Here is a 14720-nt window from a genome sequence, read left to right as displayed (position 1 = left end):
TCTCCTTTTGCGCCTCTGCGCGGTATTCGTTTAATAAACAGAATAGTAAGCGACTTGTAATTGTTCACTGGAATGATACAAACGGTATATTATAATGATACGAATTGTATATTGAAAAGGTTGTCGAACTTTGCGCCACAATAAAATAGGCACATTTCCGATCAAAAACTCCTTTCTATCTGCGTTAATTCGCAATAGAAGGGAGTTTTTTTATGACCAATTTAAAGATTGGATCAAAATGGTTTATGTATCCAAAGTAATGAGATAGAATCCTAGTATGAAATTCATTAGCAATCATCATAAATGATTCCAGCGGGAGGTTTATTTTGTGATTAAAAGTAAAGTGGGAATAACAGCACTGATCGTAGTGGGCATGACGCTCGCGGCAGGTGCGGGAGCGTACGCAGCAACGAAGATTAGCTTAGTTGTAAATGGTAAGAAATCGACGGTAGAACCGGTATCCATTAAGGGGGTTACTTACGTTCCTATTCGCTCCGCCGCTGAGATGCTCGGTGCAACTGTCAACTACAATGCCGCTTCGAATTCAGTCATTATTGCGAGCAAGCCCGAAAAGTCTCCATTAGGCGATGCGGGTAATCAAGCGGTTGGTTCCGTTAACGGCACATCGATTACCAGGAACCAGCTGTACACGGAGATGGCTGCAGTTGGCGGAGCACAAACGTTGGACAACCTCATTCAAGATGAGCTTATTAAGCAAGAGGCGAATAAAAAAGGGATCGTAATCAGCGACAAAGATGTGGATGCGGAAATTGAGAAAATCAAGAAGCGCTTCCCGTCTGAAGCGGAGTTTGAAACTGCCCTGCAGCAAGCGGGCATGACGCTCGAAGATTTGAGGAAGCAAACACCGATGCAGCTTCGTATTCGGAAGATCATAGAGCCGCGTGTGAAAGTGACTGATGCAGATGTAAAACAATTTTTCGAAGCAAATAAAGCTAATTTCGATGAGCCGGAGCAGGTGAAAGCATCGCATATCCTGGTCGCGACGAAAGCAGAAGCTGATGAAATCCTGAAGCAGTTGAAGGCAGGAGCGGATTTTGCAAAGCTGGCGAAAGAGAAATCAACTGACATAGGCAGTGGTGCCGCTGGCGGTGATCTTGGCTACTTCAGCAAGGGCGACATGGTCCCAGAGTTTGAAAATGCAGCGTTCTCGCTTAAAGTTGGCGAGCTTAGCGAGCCGATCAAGTCGGAGTATGGTTATCACATCATCAAAGTAAGCGACCATAAGGCGGCGAAGACAGCGACACTTGCAGAGAAACAAGCTGAAATTAAAGAACAGCTCATCAGTCAGAAGGTTCAAGAACTTTCCCCATCAATGCTGGCAGAGCTGAAGTCTAAGGCGAAAATTACGAATACGCTTAAAGGAAAGTAATCAAGAACATAACCTCCGCAGTTATTACATACGGGAAGCTACGATCAAATCGAATCTTCGGTACGCGCATTAGTGGACGGAGTCGCTGAAGAAGGGGATCATGTCAAAGGAAAAATCCATGAGATTTTCATGAATCACCCGCATTGCAATCCCCCGGAGAAGCTTAACATTCTTCTAAGACAAGAGCTCTGTGTGAATGGGGAATAGCCAGTTTGTCACGTGTTCAAAAAGCCTCAATTTCCGCCCAATGCGGGGATTGAGGCTTTTTATGTTATGTACGAATCATTCCCCATCGTGCTCTTCCGAGCTCTGCCGATACCCGCTCGGCGTTAGCGCGGTAATCTGTTTGAACGCTTTGGAGAAATGCGAAGCATTGGCGAAGCCGCAATAGTCGGCGATTACCTCGAGATGCAGATCGGTGGAGCGCAGCAGCTCTTGTGCTTTGCCGACTCGCATCCCTACGAGGTAACTGTGCGGCGGCTCGCCGAAGACTTGTTTGAATATGAGGCAGAAATGGGATTCGGAGTAACCGATATGCTGCGCCATGTCAGCGATGCTTAGCGGTGCTGACAGATTGGAGGATAAATAAGCTTCCATGCGCGCTCTGAAACGGTGCTCGTAGTAATCAGTAGTCGGGCTTTGGCGGTCGCTGCTGCCAATGAGCTGTATCAGCAGTTCCATCGCCAATTGCTGCACCTTTATCATGCTGACCACGTCGTGATTTTTGAAATACTCGATCATTTGCATGAGGGTTTGTTTCAGCTTCTTCGCGTTCTCAGGAACGATAATCGGCGGGAGCTGGGCCAGTCCCAATTCATCAAGCCGCGGCTGCAGCAGCTCGGCGTATTTGGTCAGCGTCGTCATCCCCGGCGTGGTGACGAAGCTCTGTTCGCGCAGCGGGTTATAGAAGAAATCCAGATGAGCGTTCGGGACGACGCAATCGCCGTAACCGCGCGTTGTAAACAGCAATCCGGGTTGGATTAGCGCAAATTCCCCCTCCAGCAGCTCATACTCCTTCCCCTCAATTGTCAGCACGTAGCGCCCCTTGTCCAAATACAGAAACAAATAGTCCAGCAGCCGCCTCGGTCCTTGAAAGAAATCAGAACGCTCGAAGGTATAGCACAGCCGAACATGTGGAGAAACGTGACAATTCATCATATTGTCCTTCATAATGTCCTTCAATTCCATCCCGAACGCCCTTTCATTTGCTTAGAGGAATAAGTGTTTTTGACAAGAAGATCATGGATTCGTGTAAGGAAAATTACGTTCAATATTATATCATTATTCGTATATTCAAGTATATTCACAATAACTTTTGGCGGCATAGAGGAGGAGATTTGACAATGGAAAACACTAGCGCAATTGGGTTGATGACGGTCCCGGTTTTTGCAGGGGGAGGGCGAATCGAATATGGGGAAAAAGAGATCCCGGTGCCAGGTCCCGGCCAGTTACTTCTGAAGGTCAAAGCGAACGCCTTGTGCGGTTCGGATCGGGGACAATTCGAACATGGAACAAGCGTCGTGCCGGGCCATGAAGCTGTAGGTGTCGTTGTTGCTGCGGGAGCTGATACAGTCACACGCGAAGGTGCGCATGGCGTTGTTTTCCTCATGGATTTCTGCAGAGTATGCCGGAATTGCAAGTCGGGCTTCACGAATCTATGCCTCAATAAACGTGCGGATTACGGTTTCTCGCATGATGGCGGCTATGCGCCTTATATGCTGGTGAACGAAAATGTCTTTTTTGAAATAGACGCTTCTATTCCGATGGCGGAAGCAACGATGCTGCTGGATATTATGGGGACCGGGGGACATGCCGTCCAGCGCGGCCTTCAAGTGCTGCCGCACATCGGATCTGCGGTTATTGCAGGCGCCGGCCCAATCGGACTTGGCGTTCTGGCAATGACGAAACTGCTTCTCGGCGAGGAAACGCCTGTATTCATCATGGATTTCAACGAATACCGTCTTCAATTGGCGGAGCGGATGGGGGCGATTCCTGTGTACCTTGGCCGTGAGAGTGTTCGTGAGCGGCTGGACGCGATGCAGTTCGAGGGCGTCGATCTGGCCGTAGATACAAGTGGCAGAACGGCGGCGCGCCAATCTATACTTTCCGTTCTAAACAAACCCGGTGCACTCGTATGTGTGGGACACGGCGAAGGACTGAGCTTGCAGGTTTCCGGCGATCTGATCGCGACGGAGCGGACGGTGCTTGGCAGCGAATATTTCCGCTATCAGGATTTGGTGGACAATCATGAACGGCTCTTAGCGAACCTGCCTTATCTCCAGCAAATCATTACGCATCGATTCCCGCAGAGTAAACTTCAAGAAGCGTATGAGCTGTTTTTCCAAGGGAATACCGGAAAGGTGATCGTCGAACAATGAGCGAGACGAAGAAAGTCAAAGTAGCATTAGTCGGCACAGGCGGTTGGGGAAAGCAGCATGCCAGAATTTTCGATGCCCATGAGCATGTTCAATTCTGCGCGTTGGTTGGGCGAAATCCGGAGAAAGCAAGGGAGCGTGCCGAGGAGTTTCACACGACGGCTTATACGGATCTTGCCGTTATGCTGGAGAAGGAACAGCCTGATTTGGTCAGCCTATGCCTGCCGAATCAGGGGCATTTCGAAACGACGCTTCAAATCATTCAGGCGGGTGTGCCGTTATTCGTGGAGAAGCCCTTGGTGTTCTCCTTGCGAGAAGCGGATATTCTGTTGAACGAAGCAGACAAGCGGGGGTTGTTCTTTGCGATCAACTTCAATCATCGGTATGCGAAGCCTGTCCAACTGGCACGTGAAGCGATCGACGCAGGGCGGCTGGGGCAATTGACTTTCGCATCCTGGCGGTTCGGTGGAGACGGTTCGAGCACTCATCCGCATGCCAATCTCATTGAGACGCAATGCCACGGTTTCGACATGCTGGAGCATCTGTGTGGCCCAATCGAAGCAGTGTCAGCAGAGCTGTCCGACTTGACGGGGGGAGGCTTCAGAACCCTTGCACTTGCATTGAAATTCAGCAGCGGTGCGGTGGGCACCCTCATCGGGACTTATGATTCCTCCTACGCGTATCCGGATACACATCGAATGGAGCTGGACGGTACGAAGGGACGGATCGTGATTCACGATACGGTCAAGAAGTATACGTTCCATCCTTCAGGGAGCGAGCTGGGTGAAACCTGGGAGGCGGGATACTTCAACGATGTCGATCGCCAGTTCCATCTTACGATGGATAAACATGTCGATGCCATGCTGGCAGCATTCATGGCCGGGCAGCAGCCTCCCATTCATGCAACAGCCGGGTATCGTGCTTTGGCTATTGCGGATGCGGCCATTCGGTCGTTTGAAAGTGGCAGACGAGTTAAGGTGGATGCAGCTCGTTGACCGAATGGGTATAGTCGCCGTATTAAATTTTGGCCCCCAAGGCAGTAGCCTACGCGGCTAATGACCTTAGCGCATAGGCTACTATCAGCTAACGAAACAAGGGGTAATCCAAATGGCGAAAGCAACAAGAAGCAATAAGGAGTTGAATGAGTTATCTGCGGATGACCTTGCTTTATGGGCGGCGATCATTCTGGTTGTCGGGGACTTGTTTGGGTTGCTTGCCGTGCTGAAAGCCAGAACAGAGAAAGAGGAATTATAAGCATCCTCACGCATCATGAAGAAGGAGCGTTGCGCAAATGCCGGAACAAAAGCAGATTACAGCCGATGATCTTGCGAAAATATCCTCTACGCTTGCCATCCTTGGCTATGGCATAGGGCTGCTTGCACTTGAAAAAGCCGATTCGGAGAAACGAAGCCAACAGAAGATGTCAGCAGCAATTAAGCAGTTAATGAAACGCTTTGGCTAGTATCGTGGTGGACGAGCAGAAGCATAGGGCAAAGCGCAATAGGGGGTGCTTAGCCACTTTATAAGGACAATTACCTAATTTGCAAACGTTTCCCATTGACAGGCTCAGGAGTTCCTCGCTATTATGTTCTCAGATCAATACAAACAGAAACAGCATATCTTTTCGTATAATCTCAAGAATCGGCTTGAGAGTCTCTACGAGGTCACCGTAATGACCTGTCTACGAGAAGCAAGACAGAAGTAAGGCGCTGATGGGTCATATCGCGCCTTCTTGTCTTGTTTTGCGTGGAACCTAGGGAGAAATGCCGACGCTATCGGCAATTTTTTTCTGGGTTCTTGTTTGTTCTGAAACATTTTTTGGGGAGGGTTTTTGAAAAATGGGTAGTTTCTTTCGTTTGAAGGAACACGGAACAAATGTAAGGACAGAGATTATGGCGGGCCTTACGACTTTCATGACGATGGCTTACATTTTGGCCGTCAATCCGGGTATTCTCGGAACTGCAGGACTTGATGGGTATTCGGTATTTTTGGCAACGGCATTAGCCGGCGGTATCTTCACGATTGCGATGGGGTTGTTCGCGAACTTCCCGGTTGCGCTCGCGCCAGGTATGGGTCTTAATGCATACTTCGCGGCAACGGTGCTTGCTTCCAAAGCAACAGACACACCGATCTCGCCTTCGATGGCACTGACAGCTGTATTTATTTCCGGTATCGTGTTCTTCATCTTGACTATTACACAAGTTCGTCAATTGCTAATCGTAGCTATTCCTGACAGCTTGAAGCATTCCATTACAGTAGGTATTGGACTCTTCATCACGATCATCGGTTTGAAGAACAGCGGTATCATGACGGTTGGTGTAGAGAATACCGTTACGGATATTCCGAAAGGCGTATTCACAGATGTACTGGGTTTTGAGTCCGTGTTCCACATGGGCAGCCTAGAGAGCTCCAGCGTGTACCTGACGCTGATCGGCGTATTGCTGATTGCGGTTCTGATGGTGCTCCGTGTACCGGGTGCGATTCTGTTCGGAATTCTTGGCGTGACGCTCATCGCGATTCTAACTGGTGACGTGAACGTATCGGAAGGCCTGAAAGGTCAATCGTGGAGCCCTGATTTCAGCAAAGGAAACTTCTGGGACTTCGACTTTAAAGGTGTTATGGACACCGGCTTGATCTCCATCATCGCTACATTTACGTTCGTTGAATTGTTCGATACATTCGGAACGCTTGTAGGTACAGCGAACCGTGCAGGCTACATGAAAGACCCTGAGAAGGGCAAGAAGCTTGTCGGTAAAGCGATGCTTGTCGATGCAGTCGGCGTAAGCGGCGGCGCGATGCTGGGTACGAGTACGGTAACGGCTTTCGTTGAAAGCTCCGCGGGTATCGCGCAAGGCGGACGTACAGGCCTTACAGCCGTAACTACAGGTGTTGCCTTCTTGGCAGCATTGTTCCTGTGGCCGCTCATCTCGTTAATTCCGGGCTCTGCAACAGCAGCGGCACTGATCATCGTAGGCGTCCTGATGGTTCAATCCATCAAAGAAATCGACTTCCAAGACATGGTTTACGCGATCCCATCGTTCCTGACGATTGCGCTTATGCCTTTCACGTACAACATCGCTAACGGTATTTCCTTCGGTATCGTTTCGTATGTCGTACTTGCAACAACAGCTAATCTTGCCGGCAAAAAAGGCGGCTATAAAGTGCACTGGCTCATGTGGGTGCTTGCGATTCTTATCGTCGCACGTTACGCGTTTATCGGAAGCCAAGGCTAATAGAATGACTTGAAAAAGAGGACGGCGCAGAATCTGCGTCGTCCTCTTTTTTGTGCGTGCGTCGTCTAAGTGGGCTGCTTATAAACCCCGTATTTGATCATATCGATAAACGTATCGATTTCTTGAATTAACTTCTTCTCAATGATGGTGGGAGCGAGCGTATGGGTCTTGTGAAGCTGCAGATATTTGTTCGACAGGGCATTCAAGACGAAGGTGACATGGTTGAAAACCGCATCGGCGTCCAGCCCATCCCGCAGTGGAGCGGCGTCCAGAAGTTCTGCTTTATAAATCGACCTTAGCATGGCCGGGGTCGTGAACGTCTTCTGATACGCTTCGATCAGCTTCTCAATCTCGGCCTCTACAGCCTTCGGCGGATGGCTGATGACACGCTGTACGAGCTCGGTCTCGTGCAAATAATGCAAGGTCACGCGCTGCTTCGCCAGCACGATCTCCTTGATATGCTCGAAGAAATCGGTCGCGCCGATCGCTTCAACCGCGCTTACCGTCTTCTCCACCAACATATCCATCGCATGCTGGACTACTGCGAGATAGAGGTTCTTTTTGCTTTTGAAATAATGAAATAGAATGCCTTTAGAAATGCCGGCTCTCGCCGTTATGGTATCCGTGGAGGTGTTCGTGTAGCCGTTCTTGGCAAACTCCTCGATACAAATCGTCATAATGAGCTCCTGTTTCTCTTCAGGAAGCTTCGCGAATGCGGGGTACACAGCCTACACCTCAGTTCCTCATCAGCTAAACGGTGATGTCTTTTCTACTATAATACCAGTATGCGGACAACGCGCAACAGACGATAACGACGGCCATAATGGTGATGTACAGCGGATCGAAATAACGGTCCGTGATAATAGCTGCTGCTTCGGCGTACTTAAAGGGACTGATATATTTGAACCAAGCGAAATGCTCAGAGACGCCTGAGATAATGCTGAAGAAATACGTAATGAAGACAAGTCCGAGCGACAGGGATACGACGGACCGGGTCCTTCTCAGCAGGGTCGAGAACAAGAACGAGATGCTTGCGAAGGTCAGGTGCATGAGCAGGACGGCCGATTCCAGCAGGAAGAAGGTAGGCAGCGAGACGTCGTTATCGTCCTTCGAGAATTGAAACCCAATCAGGCTGGCAGCCACAATGACTAGGTTGAAGAGCACGATGTTGATGACTACGGCAGCGAGCTTCTGCGTGATAATCTGTGTTCTCGTAATCGGCCTTGAGAGCAGGAACTCGATCGTCTTCTCGTGCTGCTCCTTCGCTACAATGTTTGAGGCCAATAAGGATGCGAAAATACTGCCGAGCAAGGTCGTCATCAAATGAATCTCGATCCCATAAAATCCGAGCAAGGAGCTCAAATTCAGCCGATCCATGCCGAACGCTTTCTTCATCGCATCAGGAAGGGTACTCATCATATCGTCCAGCCCTTCTTGCTGCTTCGCGAATTCCGGGTAAATGCTTAAATATAAGAGGATGATACCGGCTATAATAATACTCCAGATGATCAATCCCCGAAGATTCCGTTTGAATTCTCTTCTGAGAAGCATAGTGCGGCCTCCTTATTCTTTCTCGTAATAATGAATGAATACTTCCTCAAGCGAAGGCTCTTCGATCAAAATATCCGTGAAGGCGCATTCCGCCAAGCCTTGAATGAGAGCTTTCATATCGCCGCCATACAGCAGCTTCACATGGGAACCGGTCGTTTCTTGCTTCAAAATACCGCTTAATTGCGGAAGCCTCATGGCATCGGGCTGCCTTACTGTCAGGGTGATTTTCTTCAGGTTGTTCTTCAGCAGCTGCTCGACGGATTCCACTTTAATTAGCGCTCCCTCTTTGATAATGGCGACCCGGTCGCACATCTTCTGTACCTCGCTCAGAATGTGGGAAGAGAAGAAGATGGTGGTGCCGTTTAGGCGCTCTTCCGTGAGCAGCTCAAAGAACGTATTCTGCATCAGCGGGTCAAGGCCGCCGGTTGGCTCATCGAGTATGAGCAGCTTCGGTCTGTGCAGCAGGGCTTGAACGATACCTACCTTCTTGCGGTTGCCGAAGGAGAGGTCTTCAATCTTGCGGGAGAGATCCAGGTCGAGGCGCTCGGCCAGCTCTGCGATACGTTTGGAGTCTGTTTGCCCGTAGAAAGCTGCCGAATACTTGAGCAAATCCATAACCTTCATGTCGTCATAATAAAATACTTCCGAAGGCAAATAACCGACTTGGCGGCGGATGGCCTTAGCATCCTTCACGATGTCCATACCTAGGATCGAAGCGCTGCCTGAGGTAGGGAAGACGAAATTGAGCAGCGTTCGGATCGCAGTGCTCTTGCCGGCGCCGTTCGGTCCGATGAAGCCAAATACCTCGCCTTCTCCGATCGCAAAGGTTACATCAGATATGCCGCGGCTCTTGCCGTACGTTTTCGTCAACTGACGAAGTTCGACGATTGGTTTCACGCTTGGAGCCTCCTATCGTTTAGAGGGTTAATAAGTAATGTTGACTAATGAGTCAATGTGATTGTAATCCCAGATTGACTGATGAGTCAATGAGTATTTTTATGCGTTCACAAGGAGGGATTTAGTGATCATATCGACTTAATTGGCCTGCGTATTTTGTCGGTTTTTGTAGGATGGCTGATGTGGAAGGTTGCGTCAGCAATGGTCCGATTAACCAACAAAATCACAGATTGTTCAAAATAAATAGTGAATATTGCAAAAACTAGGTAAAACACGAACTTTATTAAGTTTATTTGAATTTAATGTTCGTGTTTTTTCGTTGACATTCTGCGTCAGGATTGATAAACTAGGGATAGCGAAAAACGAATCATATACTTGCCGTGCAAGACTCGTATATCCTTGGGGATTTGGCCCGAGAGTATCTACCCGAGAACCTTAATTTTCGGACTACGAGCCCATGCAGTTGAAGAACCAGGTTGCCGCCTTGACGGGGCAGCCTGATGTTGTCTATTGCCTGTCCTGTCTATTTGTTAGCAGGCTGCGATAGGGTGCAATCTTCATTGCTGGACTTGTAAGTCCCGAAGCCATCCATGTTGTGGAGCCTGTGCTGAGGGACTTTTTTTGTGGCTTGTACTGTAATAAGATTCCTTCATCAAACAAAGGTGGTTATAAGCAGATGTCAGCAAAAGTCGGCGTCATCATGGGCAGTAAGTCAGACTGGGAGACAATGAAGCTAGCCTGTGACGTTCTGGACGAGTTACAAATCCCCTATGAGAAGAAGGTTGTTTCGGCTCACCGGACACCGGACCTTATGTTCCAATACGCAGAAACAGCAGTAGAACGCGGTTTGAAGGTTATTATCGCGGGTGCTGGCGGAGCTGCACACTTGCCCGGCATGGTCGCCGCTAAGACGATCTTGCCGGTAATTGGTGTGCCTGTGAAGTCCTCGAATTTGAACGGACTTGACTCGCTGCTGTCCATCGTGCAGATGCCCGGCGGCATTCCGGTTGCAACGGTTGCGATCGGCAACGCCGGCGGCACGAACGCCGGATTGCTTGCGGCACAGATGCTTGGCGCGTTTGATCCTGATGTTCAAGCACGGGTGCTTGCGCGCCGCGAGCGGATTGAGCAGGAAGTGCTCGAAAGCAGTGAAACGCTATGAGCAACGGCTTGGCGGGTAAAGACGTGAAGGTGATTTTGCCTGGAGCGACTGTTGGCATTCTGGGCGGCGGTCAGCTTGGCAGGATGATGGCGAATGCGGGCAGCGCTATGGGCTATCGGTTCGTGGCACTTGATCCTACGCCGGATGCGCCTACCGGACAAGTTGCCGGTCAAATCGTGGCCGCGTATGACAATCGCGATGCGGCTCGCGAGCTGGCGGAGCGGTCTGATGTCATCACGTATGAGTTTGAGAACGTCGATGCCGGCGTTGCGGCTATGCTGATGGAGGAATCGTACGTGCCGCAAGGCAGCGAGCTGCTCTATACGACGCAGCATCGGCTGCGTGAGAAACGGGCGATTGAAGCGGCGGGCGTGAAGGTGGCGCCTTATGCAGAGGTGCGAAGTACAGATGAACTTCGCGAAGCGGTAGGCCGATTCGGACTGCCTTGCGTGCTGAAGACCGCCATGGGCGGCTATGACGGCAAAGGACAGTGGGTCATCCGCAGCGAAGCCGAAATCGACGAAGCGTTCGAGACGCTGAACCGTGCCGGCACGGAGCTTGTGCTGGAGCAGTTCATTCGCTTCCAGAAGGAGCTTTCGGTCATTGCGGCAAGAAGCCCGCAGGGAGAGATTCGCACGTTCCCGGCAGCGGAGAATATCCACGTCGATAATATCCTGCATCTGTCGATCGTGCCTGCACGCATTGATGAAGAGCTTCAACGGGAAGCGGAGCGATTGGCGGCGCGGATTGCCGAAGGGCTTGGCGCCGTTGGCTTGATCGCGGTGGAGCTGTTCTTGACGGAAGACGGCGAGCTGTTCGTCAACGAGCTTGCGCCGCGTCCGCATAACAGCGGCCATTATACGATGGAAGCTTGCCGGACATCGCAGTTCGAGCAGCATGTGCGCGCCGTATGCGGTTTGCCGCTTGGCGACACGGCACTTCTGACGCCGGTAGTTATGGTGAACGTGCTCGGCGAGCATATGGAACCTTTGCTTGAGCTGATCGCTCAGTGGGATGAGCATGCGGAACGTTTAGGCGTAGCGCCTAAAATTCATTTATATGGGAAACATGAAGCCAAACATAAACGGAAAATGGGTCACGTCAATGTGCTTGCGGCAGATGTCGAACAAGCGCTGGCGTGGATTTCCGAAACGAATATTTGGAGGGTTTAATTCACGATGTTAGAACGTTACAGCAGACCGGAAATGAGAGCGATTTGGACAGAAGAGAACAAATTCAAGGCATGGCTCGAGGTTGAGCTTTGCGCATGCGAGGCTTGGGTAGAGCTTGGCGTTATCCCGCGCGAGGATGTTGAAGCCCTGCGTAAAGGCGCGACTTTCAATATCGACCGCATTAACGAGATCGAGCTTGAGACACGCCATGACGTTATTGCCTTCACACGCGCAGTATCCGAAACTGTAGGACCTGAGCGCAAATGGGTGCATTACGGCCTGACTTCCACAGATGTTGTGGATACAGCGATGGGTTACCTTCTACTTCAAGCGAACACCATCTTGGAGAAGGACATCACGAACTTTATTGAAATCCTACGCGGCCAAGCGGTTGCTTATAAAGATACAGCGATGATGGGACGTACGCATGGCGTACACGCGGAGCCGACAACGTTCGGTTTGAAGCTGGCCCTCTGGTATGAAGAAATGAAGCGTAACCTGGAGCGTTTCCGCCATGCGGCTGACGGCGTGCAATTCGGCAAAATCTCCGGTGCAGTAGGCACATACGCGAACATCGATCCTTTTGTAGAAGAGTTCACTTGTAAGAAGCTTGGCATTACGCCGGCTCCAATCTCGACACAAACACTTCAGCGTGACCGCCATGCGGAGTACGTCGGCGCATTGGCACTAATCGCGACTTCGCTTGATAAATTCGCTACGGAAATCCGCGCTCTGCAGAAGAGCGAGTTCCGTGAAGTGGAAGAGCCATTCGCTAAAGGTCAGAAGGGTTCATCCGCAATGCCGCACAAACGCAACCCGATCGGCTGCGAGAATATCTCCGGTCTGTCCCGCGTAATCCGCGGTCATATGCTTACAGCTTACGAGAACGTAGTGCTATGGCATGAGCGCGATATCAGCCATTCGTCGGCTGAGCGCGTGATCTTGCCGGATTCCACGATGCTGCTCAACTACATGTTGAACCGTCTGGGCAACATCATCAAGAACCTTCAAGTGTTCCCTGAGAACATGAAACGCAATATGCAGCGTACGTTCGGCGTGCCGTTCTCCGGCCGCGTCATGACGAAGCTGATCGATAAAGGCATGAGCCGCGAGCAAGCGTACGACACTGTACAACCGCGCGCGATGCAAGCATGGGAAGAGCAGCGCCAATTCCGCGACATTATCGAATCGACGCCGGAGATCACGGCTCATCTGAGCGCGGATGAAATCGCGGATGCGTTTAATCCGGCTTGGCATTTGAAGCATGTGGATACGATTTTCAGACGTTTGGAATTGATTTAAGGGCATGACTGCGCATGCATGAACATCTTTCGATCGCTGTTGTACCTTGGATTTCTTTGAACTATAAGGGATTAGAGGTGGAAATCCTTGTACAAAGGCGAACGCTGACGCTTCTACAGATTGTTCATGCCTGCTCCGTCACACTGCAATAGAATCAAACAAACAACTGAAAAAGGAGAGAGAAGAATGACACAAGCGTTGTCCACGGCTGTGGAGTATGTTAAAGCGCCGCTGCTTTATAAAGGCAAGGTTCGCGAGCTTTATGATCTTGGGGAGCATTATCTCATTGTGGTAACGGATCGCATCAGCGCGTTTGACTATGTGCTGGACCCGGCTGTACCGGAGAAAGGCAATGTGCTGAATCGTTTGTCGACCTTCTGGTTTGATCAAACGGCGGAGATGATGCCTAATCATATTGTTCACACGGACGTGTACAAGCTTGGCGATCTCGTATCGGAGCCTGAACTTCTGAAAAACCGCATTATGGTTTCAAAGAAAGCGGAGCGTATTGATATCGAATGTGTCGTTCGCGGCTATATCACCGGCGGCGGTTGGAGACAATATGTGAAAACATCGGCAATTAACGGCATCGAGCTTCCGGAAGGCTTGCGCAAGAACGAGCGTTTTGCAGCTCCGTTGTTCACGCCGGCTGCGAAGAACGACGTTGGCCATGACGAGGACATTCCGTTCGAGCGGATGCAAGAGATGGTTGGCGCCGAGCTTGCGGAAGAACTTCGCGATAAGAGCATTGCCTTGTACGAATATGCGCGCGGCTTCTGCGAAGAACGCGGCATCATTCTGGCAGATTGCAAGTTCGAGTTCGGCCTTATAGATGGTAAAGTCATTCTCATCGACGAAATCTTCACCCCGGATTCCTCCCGTTTCTGGGCTCAAGACAACTATGCCTACGACATCGAAATCGACAGCATGGACAAAGAACCGGTACGCACCTACTTGCTCGGCTCCGACTGGGACCGCGACAGTAAACCGGCTCCACTGCCACAAGCCGTCGTAGAAGAAACAACCAACCGCTACCTAGCGATCTACAAAGCGCTAACCGGCGAAGCACTGGTCTAGTAACCAAAAACCCGCGGGCCAAGCACAGATGGCTCGCACCACATAAATCAGGCGACGCAAGCGGCGGCGGATAGCCCCGCGAAGCGAGCCCAGGGTGCTCCCAGAGCATCCTGCAAAAAGGTCTACCCAGGATGGGTGGAGCAAATAAGCGGTATGTCGAGCCGTAGAGCGCTAGCGCTCGCCTTTGAACGTGGGAAACATCCGCAAGGATATTGTTCAAGTTTCCCAAAGTTCAACAGCGACGAAGGCCGACATATCCGCGTTTTGCGCAACACTCCCATCCCAACACCACCCATTTTCCAGGAGGCGACCCCCCAAATGAAGGCTAAAGTTTACGTAACGATCAAACAAAACGTGCTTGACCCGCAAGGCAGCGCTGTACAAGGCGCGCTTCACACCATGGGCTTCGAGGAAGTTGGCAAAGTCCGCATCGGCAAATATTTGGAACTGAACCTAGATACTACGGATCGTGCAGAAGCGGAAGCTCGTCTGAAAGCGATGTGCGAGAAGCTGCTGGCGAACACAGTAGTGGAAGACTACCGTTTTGAATTGGAGGGCTAA

At 50.6% G+C, this 14720-nt stretch carries 15 protein-coding genes and 2 riboswitches; of the genes, 11 read left to right on the top strand and 4 right to left on the bottom strand.

What is annotated here, in order from left to right; genetic code table 11:
* Positions 1 to 328: 328 nt before the first annotated feature.
* A complete protein-coding gene (locus tag AC0YN4_RS21700; RefSeq protein WP_475836768.1) occupies positions 329 to 1390 on the top strand; it encodes a peptidylprolyl isomerase in 1062 nt (353 codons plus the stop codon).
* Positions 1391 to 1672: 282 nt separating this feature from the next.
* Here AC0YN4_RS21700 and AC0YN4_RS21695 read toward each other — a convergent pair whose 3' ends face one another.
* Positions 1673 to 2578 carry a helix-turn-helix domain-containing protein gene (locus AC0YN4_RS21695; protein WP_475836767.1) on the bottom strand — a complete coding sequence of 302 codons (906 nt, stop codon included), beginning with the start codon at positions 2576 to 2578 and terminating at the stop codon, positions 1673 to 1675.
* 155 nt (positions 2579 to 2733) lie between these two features.
* On the opposite strand from AC0YN4_RS21695, the gene AC0YN4_RS21690 reads away from it, so the two are divergent.
* The 5 genes from AC0YN4_RS21690 (at position 2734) to AC0YN4_RS21670 (ending at position 6998) form a co-directional block, all read left to right on the top strand.
* On the top strand, positions 2734 to 3768 hold the full coding sequence (locus tag AC0YN4_RS21690) for an alcohol dehydrogenase catalytic domain-containing protein (RefSeq protein ID WP_475836766.1): 1035 nt from the start codon (positions 2734 to 2736) through the stop codon (positions 3766 to 3768).
* Positions 3765 to 4760, top strand: a complete 996-nt coding sequence (locus AC0YN4_RS21685) for a Gfo/Idh/MocA family protein (RefSeq protein ID WP_475836765.1) — start codon at positions 3765 to 3767, stop codon at positions 4758 to 4760. Before AC0YN4_RS21690 ends, AC0YN4_RS21685 begins: the two co-directional genes overlap by 4 nt.
* Before the next feature lie 112 nt (positions 4761 to 4872).
* Positions 4873 to 5019, top strand: coding sequence for a hypothetical protein (locus AC0YN4_RS21680; protein WP_475782557.1), 147 nt, complete (start codon positions 4873 to 4875; stop codon positions 5017 to 5019).
* 37 nt (positions 5020 to 5056) lie between these two features.
* Complete coding sequence (locus AC0YN4_RS21675) at positions 5057 to 5227, top strand: hypothetical protein (RefSeq protein WP_475782556.1); 171 nt, start codon at positions 5057 to 5059, stop codon at positions 5225 to 5227.
* Positions 5228 to 5369: 142 nt separating this feature from the next.
* Positions 5370 to 5469: riboswitch (purine riboswitch) on the top strand.
* A gap of 134 nt (positions 5470 to 5603) precedes the next feature.
* Positions 5604 to 6998, top strand: a complete 1395-nt coding sequence (locus AC0YN4_RS21670) for an NCS2 family permease (RefSeq protein ID WP_475836764.1) — start codon at positions 5604 to 5606, stop codon at positions 6996 to 6998.
* A gap of 65 nt (positions 6999 to 7063) precedes the next feature.
* Here the strand turns inward: AC0YN4_RS21670 and AC0YN4_RS21665 are convergent, their stop codons facing one another.
* From AC0YN4_RS21665 to AC0YN4_RS21655, 3 genes are read right to left on the bottom strand one after another with little or no spacing between them, the layout of a single operon-like run.
* The gene (locus AC0YN4_RS21665; RefSeq protein ID WP_475836763.1) at positions 7064 to 7723 is read right to left on the bottom strand and encodes a TetR/AcrR family transcriptional regulator; all 660 of its coding nucleotides are present in this window, start codon (positions 7721 to 7723) and stop codon (positions 7064 to 7066) included.
* A gap of 25 nt (positions 7724 to 7748) precedes the next feature.
* On the bottom strand, positions 7749 to 8549 hold the full coding sequence (locus tag AC0YN4_RS21660) for an ABC transporter permease subunit (protein ID WP_475836762.1): 801 nt from the start codon (positions 8547 to 8549) through the stop codon (positions 7749 to 7751).
* A gap of 12 nt (positions 8550 to 8561) precedes the next feature.
* A complete protein-coding gene (locus tag AC0YN4_RS21655; protein WP_475836761.1) occupies positions 8562 to 9446 on the bottom strand; it encodes an ABC transporter ATP-binding protein in 885 nt (294 codons plus the stop codon).
* 369 nt (positions 9447 to 9815) lie between these two features.
* Positions 9816 to 9916: riboswitch (purine riboswitch) on the top strand.
* A 206-nt stretch (positions 9917 to 10122) separates the two neighbouring features.
* Between AC0YN4_RS21655 and purE the strand changes: the two genes are divergently transcribed.
* From purE to purS, 5 genes are all read left to right on the top strand, one after another.
* Complete coding sequence (gene purE / locus AC0YN4_RS21650; protein WP_090978892.1) at positions 10123 to 10608, top strand: 5-(carboxyamino)imidazole ribonucleotide mutase; 486 nt, start codon at positions 10123 to 10125, stop codon at positions 10606 to 10608.
* A complete protein-coding gene (gene purK, locus AC0YN4_RS21645) occupies positions 10605 to 11780 on the top strand; it encodes a 5-(carboxyamino)imidazole ribonucleotide synthase (RefSeq protein ID WP_475836760.1) in 1176 nt (391 codons plus the stop codon). Before purE ends, purK begins: the two co-directional genes overlap by 4 nt.
* A gap of 6 nt (positions 11781 to 11786) precedes the next feature.
* Complete coding sequence (purB, locus tag AC0YN4_RS21640; RefSeq protein WP_090978898.1) at positions 11787 to 13082, top strand: adenylosuccinate lyase; 1296 nt, start codon at positions 11787 to 11789, stop codon at positions 13080 to 13082.
* A 186-nt stretch (positions 13083 to 13268) separates the two neighbouring features.
* The gene (locus AC0YN4_RS21635) at positions 13269 to 14159 is read left to right on the top strand and encodes a phosphoribosylaminoimidazolesuccinocarboxamide synthase (protein ID WP_475782550.1); all 891 of its coding nucleotides are present in this window, start codon (positions 13269 to 13271) and stop codon (positions 14157 to 14159) included.
* Positions 14160 to 14477: 318 nt separating this feature from the next.
* Positions 14478 to 14720 (top strand): phosphoribosylformylglycinamidine synthase subunit PurS, encoded by a 243-nt coding sequence (gene purS / locus AC0YN4_RS21630; protein ID WP_090978904.1) that lies wholly within the window; start codon positions 14478 to 14480, stop codon positions 14718 to 14720.

This window comes from Paenibacillus sp. J22R3 (genome assembly GCF_056269305.1).
Note: the sequence above shows the minus strand (reverse complement) of the source record. Positions and strands in the feature narration are given on the sequence as shown.

Excerpts from the sequence above, each read along its gene's own strand:
- AC0YN4_RS21685 (WP_475836765.1), top strand. The coding sequence starts at position 3,765 with ATGAGCGAGACGAAGAAAGTCAAAGTAGCATTAGTCGGCACAGGCGGT.
- AC0YN4_RS21670 (WP_475836764.1), top strand. The coding sequence starts at position 5,604 with ATGGGTAGTTTCTTTCGTTTGAAGGAACACGGAACAAATGTAAGGACA.
- AC0YN4_RS21675 (WP_475782556.1), top strand. The coding sequence starts at position 5,057 with ATGCCGGAACAAAAGCAGATTACAGCCGATGATCTTGCGAAAATATCC.
- AC0YN4_RS21690 (WP_475836766.1), top strand. The coding sequence starts at position 2,734 with ATGGAAAACACTAGCGCAATTGGGTTGATGACGGTCCCGGTTTTTGCA.
- AC0YN4_RS21660 (WP_475836762.1), bottom strand. The coding sequence starts at position 8,549 with ATGCTTCTCAGAAGAGAATTCAAACGGAATCTTCGGGGATTGATCATC.
- AC0YN4_RS21695 (WP_475836767.1), bottom strand. The coding sequence starts at position 2,578 with ATGGAATTGAAGGACATTATGAAGGACAATATGATGAATTGTCACGTT.
- purK (WP_475836760.1), top strand. The coding sequence starts at position 10,605 with ATGAGCAACGGCTTGGCGGGTAAAGACGTGAAGGTGATTTTGCCTGGA.
- purS (WP_090978904.1), top strand. The coding sequence starts at position 14,478 with ATGAAGGCTAAAGTTTACGTAACGATCAAACAAAACGTGCTTGACCCG.
- purB (WP_090978898.1), top strand. The coding sequence starts at position 11,787 with ATGTTAGAACGTTACAGCAGACCGGAAATGAGAGCGATTTGGACAGAA.
- AC0YN4_RS21635 (WP_475782550.1), top strand. The coding sequence starts at position 13,269 with ATGACACAAGCGTTGTCCACGGCTGTGGAGTATGTTAAAGCGCCGCTG.
- purE (WP_090978892.1), top strand. The coding sequence starts at position 10,123 with ATGTCAGCAAAAGTCGGCGTCATCATGGGCAGTAAGTCAGACTGGGAG.
- AC0YN4_RS21680 (WP_475782557.1), top strand. The coding sequence starts at position 4,873 with ATGGCGAAAGCAACAAGAAGCAATAAGGAGTTGAATGAGTTATCTGCG.